This is a genomic window from Corynebacterium sp. MSK297, from assembly GCF_030232885.1.
Taxonomy (GTDB): Bacteria; Actinomycetota; Actinomycetes; order Mycobacteriales; family Mycobacteriaceae; genus Corynebacterium.
In genome coordinates this window covers 254,527-261,298 of record NZ_JASPGD010000001.1, presented here as the reverse complement: position 1 = coordinate 261,298, position 6,772 = coordinate 254,527, and the positions used below count along the sequence as shown (strand labels likewise).

7 protein-coding genes are annotated in these 6,772 nt (G+C 56.3%); 6 read left to right on the top strand and 1 reads right to left on the bottom strand.

Annotated features, from left to right (window positions below):
- Both QP888_RS01205 and QP888_RS01200 read left to right on the top strand, forming a co-directional pair.
- The coding region (locus QP888_RS01205; protein ID WP_284811603.1) for a GA module-containing protein at positions 1–1,049 on the top strand (1,049 nt) is incomplete at its 5' end.
- A gap of 398 nt (positions 1,050–1,447) precedes the next feature.
- Positions 1,448–1,846: a hypothetical protein gene (locus QP888_RS01200; RefSeq protein WP_284811602.1), complete on the top strand. Its 399-nt coding sequence runs from the start codon at positions 1,448–1,450 to the stop codon at positions 1,844–1,846.
- On the opposite strand, the gene QP888_RS01195 is transcribed toward QP888_RS01200, so the two are convergent.
- Positions 1,847–2,968, bottom strand: coding sequence for a glycerate kinase family protein (locus tag QP888_RS01195; RefSeq protein ID WP_284811600.1), 1,122 nt, complete (start codon positions 2,966–2,968; stop codon positions 1,847–1,849).
- A gap of 273 nt (positions 2,969–3,241) precedes the next feature.
- On the opposite strand from QP888_RS01195, the gene gdhA reads away from it, so the two are divergent.
- The 4 genes from gdhA (at position 3,242) to rnc (ending at position 6,770) form a co-directional block, all read left to right on the top strand.
- A complete protein-coding gene (gene gdhA, locus QP888_RS01190; protein ID WP_284811598.1) occupies positions 3,242–4,585 on the top strand; it encodes an NADP-specific glutamate dehydrogenase in 1,344 nt (447 codons plus the stop codon).
- Between the two features lie 138 nt (positions 4,586–4,723).
- Positions 4,724–5,440: a DivIVA domain-containing protein gene (locus tag QP888_RS01185; protein ID WP_284811596.1), complete on the top strand. Its 717-nt coding sequence runs from the start codon at positions 4,724–4,726 to the stop codon at positions 5,438–5,440.
- 30 nt (positions 5,441–5,470) lie between these two features.
- Positions 5,471–6,016: a YceD family protein gene (locus QP888_RS01180; protein ID WP_284811595.1), complete on the top strand. Its 546-nt coding sequence runs from the start codon at positions 5,471–5,473 to the stop codon at positions 6,014–6,016.
- Positions 6,009–6,770 carry a ribonuclease III gene (gene rnc / locus QP888_RS01175; RefSeq protein WP_284811593.1) on the top strand — a complete coding sequence of 254 codons (762 nt, stop codon included), beginning with the start codon at positions 6,009–6,011 and terminating at the stop codon, positions 6,768–6,770. Before QP888_RS01180 ends, rnc begins: the two co-directional genes overlap by 8 nt.
- The last annotated feature ends 2 nt before the right edge of the window (positions 6,771–6,772 follow it).

The window sequence follows — 6,772 nt, the reverse complement described above, 5'->3', positions numbered from 1 at the left end:
CGGTTGCGGAGCGGTTTGTGGCTCAGGCGCAGAGGGAAGGTTTTTCAGTTGATGATGCGTGGAAGGCTGAGTTCCGTCAGTTAGTCTCGGAGAAAGAGCGTGAGCTGTATCCGGAGTATTTTGCTCCGTCGGCGCAGGATTATTTTGATCATCATTCGGGCGCTATTGTTGCTGCTTTGCGTCCTGCTGATGTTTCGAATGCTCCGGGTGCTGATGCGGTTGCGGAGCGGTTTGTGGCTCAGGCGCAGAGGGAAGGTTTTTCAGTTGATGATGCGTGGAAGGCTGAGTTCCGTGAATTAGTTCAACAGCTAGCTGACAAACTTGAAGCAGAGGAAGCTGGTGCTCATCGTGCTGTGTTGAACAATGAGTTGGGTGTTAATTCGAATCCTGTGGTTGATCCGAATGAGGAGTCGTTGACTGCTGAGGGTTTGGCTGTGCCGTTTGCTGAGCATCGTGATGTGGTTGCCGAGCATGAGGCTGCAGAGGAACTGGTTGAATCGAAGGAAGCTGCGGTTGCTGCGATTGAGGGTGCGGTTTATCTGACCGAAAACCAGAAGTCTCAATTCATAGATCGGGTCAATGCTTCCGCTGCTGTTGCAGATGTAGCTGCGGTTGTTGATCAAGCGCACAAGTTGTCTGACAAACAGGCTGCTGAAGAAGTTGCCAAGGGAACGTTGGCAAAGGACAAAGGAGAAGCTCACCGCATTATTGAGGGCCTAAATAAGCTCTCGCTGGAGCGAAAAGCTGCGTTCAAAAAACAAGTTGATGACGCCAACACTGGTGCATACGTCGCGCACATCGTTGAACGCGCGCAAGAGCTGAACCAGCAGCATCAACTATCTGGTGGAGTTGACGAGCAAGAGTCAAGCCAACCTGGCAAAGATGAAAAACCAGGTACAGACCCCAAACTGGGTGGCGCTGCTGATTCCTTTAAGAGTTTCTTTGACTATGCAGCGAGACTGGGTGTATTCGCACCCATTTTCGGTCGATTCGGAGTCATCCTTGAGAACCTGCGTAATGCATTCGCTAAGACCGGTATTCGCTTCTAGACTCTCACTGTCTCAGACGCTCTGACGCTGCTTGACTAGCAGCACGGGTCCAGTCAAAACTAACCGTCGCCCTCGCAGAGGACGGCGGTTTTGTTATGCAATTACCGATTTTTGACCCACGTTAAGCCAGTTAGAAGGGAATTTTCGACGAAGAATTAAACATCGTTACTTCCTAGCGTTTAACACGAGCGCGCAGCTGTAGCTGCGTGTAGCGCTAGTTCGTTCCCTCATAGGTTGCCGTCGGTCCACTCGGGGTGGCGGTTTCGTCATGTGTACGCGGCGCAAAGAATGTTGGGCAGCGAACGTGCAACGGCAGAGTGGCGTCGGCAAGAAGACCGTGAATAACGGCACACGAACGCCCCTAGGCAACACAGAATCATGAGGGTAGGCTTATCGTTATGCCAACTATTCAGTTTGACGTTCTCATCCCCGTAGAACCCGCACAACGCCTGCGCGAAAACTACGAGCTTGCCTGCGATAAACTCGTGAAATCCGAGATGCTGGAATCGGCGAAGCTGTCTTTCGACGACAAGCCTAAAGTAGCCGACGACGTCGTAGAGCAACTGCACCGCATCTACGAGGACGAACACAACGACGACGAACTCGAGGACGGCGTCATGCACCGCTACCGCTTCGAAGTCGACGGGGTAAAAGGCTCGGTGAATCAGTTGACCATGGCACTGTCGCGCTTTTTAACACCGGAAGCGCCGTTACCGAATGACCGCGTGCTGTTGGAAAACGAAAAAGCCTATGAGCAGCCCGCGACCTACCCATGGACGGTCAACATCTCCCGCTAATTAGGCTTGTATGCAAAGCTTCTGGAATTTCCGGGCAATTTCCGCCCCGGCAGCGCGTAGCTGATCTGCCACACCTTTACCCGGCGCCAGCTGCACGGCGAGCACATTATCGCACGGCTGTACACCGAACTCAGCCGCGGCGATCGCCAATACCGGGCCAGGTTTCTCGCTAGCGTTCTGACTAGCTGCATCCACCAGCTGTGCGATATGGCCGACGACCTTGCCGTGGCTGGACTGCTCATCAAAACGGCCCTCGCCGGTAATGACCAAATCCGCCTGGGTAATGGCCTCAGGTAGACCTAATTCTTGGGCAATAACTGCCGCGCCCGGCAATACATGCACGTGCTCATTCGTGCCGTAAATCAGCCGCGATAACCACATCAGCCCCACCGGCGTTGCGCCCGCAGCCCCCATAAACTCTGCATCAGCATCCACACCAGCCACTTCACACAGCTGCATCAGGGCAGTATCTAAGTGCGCAACCTGCTTATCACTGGCGCCTTTTTGCCGGGCAAAAACTGCAGCGCTGCCCTTCGGGCCGCAGGCTGGGGCAGTAGTATCAGCCAACAACACGAACTCCATACCCGCAGCGGCAACGTTCAAATTGGCGGTATCGATGTGTTCTAAACGGTCCAACGGCCCGCCGCCCTTGGGCAACGGATAGCCACGTTTATCGTGTGGCGCGGCACCCAAAGCCACCAAGATCCCCATTCCGCCATCAGTGGTGGCAGAACCACCTAATCCCACAACTACACGCTGCGCACCGCGGGTTTGCGCATCCGCGATTAATACTCCGGTGCCATAAGTATCTGCAGCAAGTGCGTCGAGTTTATCGGTAACAGCAGGCAGACCAGAAGCAGCGGCAATATCAATATACGCGGTTTTCGCGGCCCGGTCGTAGCGGTAGCTCGCTTCGGTCAGGCGCCCGGCGGCATCCGTCGTCGGCAAGGTGATGGTCTCACCGGAAAACCGTGCCGCGGTTCCTTCGCCGCCGTCGGCCATGCCAGCGGTCGTGATGGTAGCGTCCGGGAAAATCTCGGCGACGCCGTCGGCAAGCCAACCGGCGGCTTGGTCCGAGGTAGCAAAACCTTTATATGAATCCGGGGCGATAACGATATTCATGCCTGTCAGATTATCTGAGCCGCGATGGTCAGTGGCGGCAGCTGTGGTGAATGCTGTCGGGTGGGGTGAATACCTGTCGAACGGCCGTCGAAAAACGACAGGCTAGCGGTGTGGCGCGTTGCCGAATGATGATCCAGTGCACACTTATGGGGGTAGGTTCCAATAGGATGACCGGTATGTTTCCGGATTGCGTTCATCGTTGGTTGCGAAATGCCTCACGTGAGTGAAAACTAAAAATTGTTGGTGCAACCCACAAGAAAGGTCACAGAGATCATGAACGTCGAAAAGCAAGTCAACAGCTACTACGAGCGTTTGCTCGAGCGTAACGCGGGCGAGCCGGAGTTTCACCAAGCACTCGCCGAGGTTATGGATTCCCTCAAAGTCGTTCTGGAAAAGGATCCGGAATACGCCAACTACGGCCTTATCGAACGTCTGTGTGAGCCGGAACGTCAGCTCATGTTCCGCGTGCCCTGGACAGATGACAACGGTGAGGTGCAGGTCAACCGTGGTTTCCGCGTGCAGTTCAACTCCGCGCTCGGGCCATACAAGGGTGGCCTGCGTTTCCACCCATCGGTCAACCTTTCCATCATTAAGTTCCTGGGATTCGAGCAGATCTTCAAAAATTCCCTGACCGGCCTGCCTATCGGTGGCGGCAAGGGTGGTTCGGACTTTGATCCAAAGGGCCGTTCCGATGCTGAGATCATGCGTTTCTGCCAGGCGTTCATGACTGAGTTGCACCGCCACATCGGCGAATACCGCGACGTTCCCGCCGGTGATATCGGGGTGGGAGCCCGCGAGATCGGTTTCTTGTTCGGCCAGTACCGTCGTTTGGCTAACCAGCACGAATCCGGCACCCTCACCGGTAAGGGCCTGACTTGGGGCGGTTCCCTGGTGCGCACCGAAGCAACCGGCTACGGCGTCGCATACATCACCAAGGAAGCCATGAACCACTTTGGCGACAGCTTCGAAGGCTCCAAAGTTATCATTTCCGGTTCCGGTAACGTCGCCATCTACGCCGCACAGAAGGTGCAAGAACTTGGCGGTACCGTCGTGGCAATGTCCGACTCCTCCGGTTACATCACCACCCCAAATGGCGTGGACGTGGAAAAACTGCGCGACATCAAAGAAAATCGTCGCGAACGCATCAACGTCTACGCCGACGAAGTAGACGGTGTGACCTTCCACGAAGGTGGCAATATCTGGGAAGAATCCGGAGATGTTGCGTTGCCGTGCGCCACCCAGAACGAACTGGACGAAGATGATGCGAAGCGCCTGACCGAAGCGGGCGTGAAATACGTCGCCGAGGGTGCCAACATGCCATGTACCCCAGAGGCGGCTCACTACTTCCAGTCTAAGGACGTTGCCTTCATCCCAGGTAAGGCTGCCAACGCTGGTGGTGTTGCTACCTCCGCGCTGGAGATGCAGCAAAACGCTACCCGCGATTCCTGGTCCTTCGAATACACCGACGAGCGCCTGCAGCACATCATGGCCAATATCTTCCAGTCCATCTCGAAGACTGCCAAGACCTACGGCCGCGAAGGTGACTACGTCGCTGGCGCCAACATCGCCGGTTTCAAGAAGGTTGCCGACGCCATGCTGGCACAGGGCGTTATCTAATAAGGCGATTCCCGCGGCGCTAATCTAGCCGTTCGTATTTCGAGTCTATGGGTTTCGGGTCCATGGGTTTTGGGTCTGTCACGTTTGTACCGACGTGGCAGACCCGTTCGCATATCCAGCTCGTTTAAGATGGCAATTATGTACCGTGTCTTTGAAGCGCTTGATGAACTAGTCCAACACGTCGAGCAAGGCTATGGCGTGCCAATGACCTCCAACTGTATGGTGCCGCGAAATGACATGCTGGCCCTGTTGGATGACCTCCGTAACGCCCTGCCGACGGAGATCGACGACGCGCAGGATGTGCTGGATAACCGCAACGAAATCCTCACCGGCGCCGAAGAACGCGCGAACCAAATCGTGGACGATGCGCAGGCTGACGCCGAAGATATTCTTGCCGACGCCCACACTCGCGCCACTGACATGGTTGATCGCGCCGAGGCTGATGCCGACGCAATGACCACCCGCGCCCGCGATGAGGCAGAAGACACCGTCACCCGCGCCCGCGACGAAGCCGAACGCCTGGTTGCCGAAGGTAACGCCTCCTACCAGCGCAGCGTGGATGAAGGAATGGCAGAGCAGCAGCGTCTGGTCTCTGAGGCAGAGGTCGTGCGGCGCTCCGAAGAAGAAGCCCAGCGCATCGTGTCCACAGCGCACGCGGATTCACGGCAGTTGCGTACCGAATGCGATGACTACATCGACGCACGCTTGGGTGAATTCGAAGACAACCTCAATGGCGTATTGCGCACCGTCACTCGTGACCGTGCTGCCTTGCGTCGTGGTGCGGGAGCCGGAGGGGCAGTAAGTGCCAACGGGCGCAGTGCTCGCCGTTGGGAAGAACCCGGCGAAACCTACTAATTAACCCGGGCCGGTATGCTAGGACGAGTTATGACATCACCATTTGTTTTCGACGTCAAAGCGCTGCTTACCCAGCAGCAGAGCCCAGAACAGACCACGCACACCGGACCGGCACCACGACGTATCGGTGCAGAAATGCTCGCCATCGAAGAAGGCGCGGAAGTCACCGTCGATGCTGTGCTGCATTCGCTGGGGTCCGGCATCATGGCCGACGCTGACGTGAGCGCGGTGCTCCGCGGTGAGTGCTCGCGTTGCCTGAGTCCGTTGGAACGTCCGATGACCGTCCGTATCAGTCAGGTTTTTTCAGCGGATGATGATTTCATCACCGGTGACGCAGAAGACGATGAGGACGAAGGTTCAGGGGATGAAATTCCACAGGTCAGCCACGAAGACACCATTGATCTTCTGCAAACTCTCACCGATGAATTGGTGGTTTCCCTGCCATTTAGTCCGGTGTGTGAGGGCGGCTGCCCCGATGATTCTCTGACTCCAGCACCAGATGGGGTGTCAGGCGACGAAGATGCGCAGGAACGAATCGATCCGCGTTGGGCGGGGCTGGAGAAATTCCGTGACTAGATCGAACAAGAAAACCCGGCTCACTGGTGAACAAGCTTTGGCACAGGCTTTTACTGCGGTCGATCACACGCCGCTGCTGTCCCAGCTGGGGGTAGAACTGTCCGATGGATACCTTTGCTTGGCGCTGACACACCGTTCGTTCGCGAATGAAAACGGCACGTTGCCGAACAACGAACGCCTGGAATTTCTTGGCGATGCCGTGTTGGGTTTATCCATTGCCGCGAAGCTGTATGAGCGGCACCCGGACCGGCCGGAATCGGATATTTCAAAAATGCGGGCTTCGATTGTCTCGCGCTATGGGCTTGCCGACGTCGCCCGCGAGATCAATCTCGGCCCGCATATCTTGCTGGGTAAAGGAGAAAAACTCACCCACGGTGGTGACAAGGACTCTATCCTTGCAGACACCACCGAGGCGTTACTCGGCGCCATTTATCGGCAGCATGGTTTTGACACCGCCCGGGAGGTGATTCTGCGGTTGTTCGACTCCAAGATCGAGAGTGCATCAGCCCGCAACCGCACCTTGGATTGGAAAACGACGCTGCAAGAAACCTTGGCGGAAGCGAAGTTGCCGATGGCGGTCTATTCCGATGAACGTACCGGCCCGGATCATGATCTGACATTTTATGTCACCGCCACCGTCGGCCAGACGGAAGTTGGTCACGGCGAAGGGCCGAATAAGAAGACGGCTGAGCAGCAGGCAGCACGTCAGGCCTGTGAACTAGTGCAGGCAAATCCCGGCGCCATCAAGGTGTAGTT

What these genes read in the sequence shown, in the direction of transcription:
- QP888_RS01200 (WP_284811602.1), top strand. Translation starts at nt 1,448, where the DNA reads ATGCCAACTATTCAGTTTGACGTTCTCATCCCCGTAGAACCCGCACAA.
- QP888_RS01195 (WP_284811600.1), bottom strand. Translation starts at nt 2,968, where the DNA reads ATGAATATCGTTATCGCCCCGGATTCATATAAAGGTTTTGCTACCTCG.
- gdhA (WP_284811598.1), top strand. Translation starts at nt 3,242, where the DNA reads ATGAACGTCGAAAAGCAAGTCAACAGCTACTACGAGCGTTTGCTCGAG.
- QP888_RS01185 (WP_284811596.1), top strand. Translation starts at nt 4,724, where the DNA reads ATGTACCGTGTCTTTGAAGCGCTTGATGAACTAGTCCAACACGTCGAG.
- QP888_RS01180 (WP_284811595.1), top strand. Translation starts at nt 5,471, where the DNA reads ATGACATCACCATTTGTTTTCGACGTCAAAGCGCTGCTTACCCAGCAG.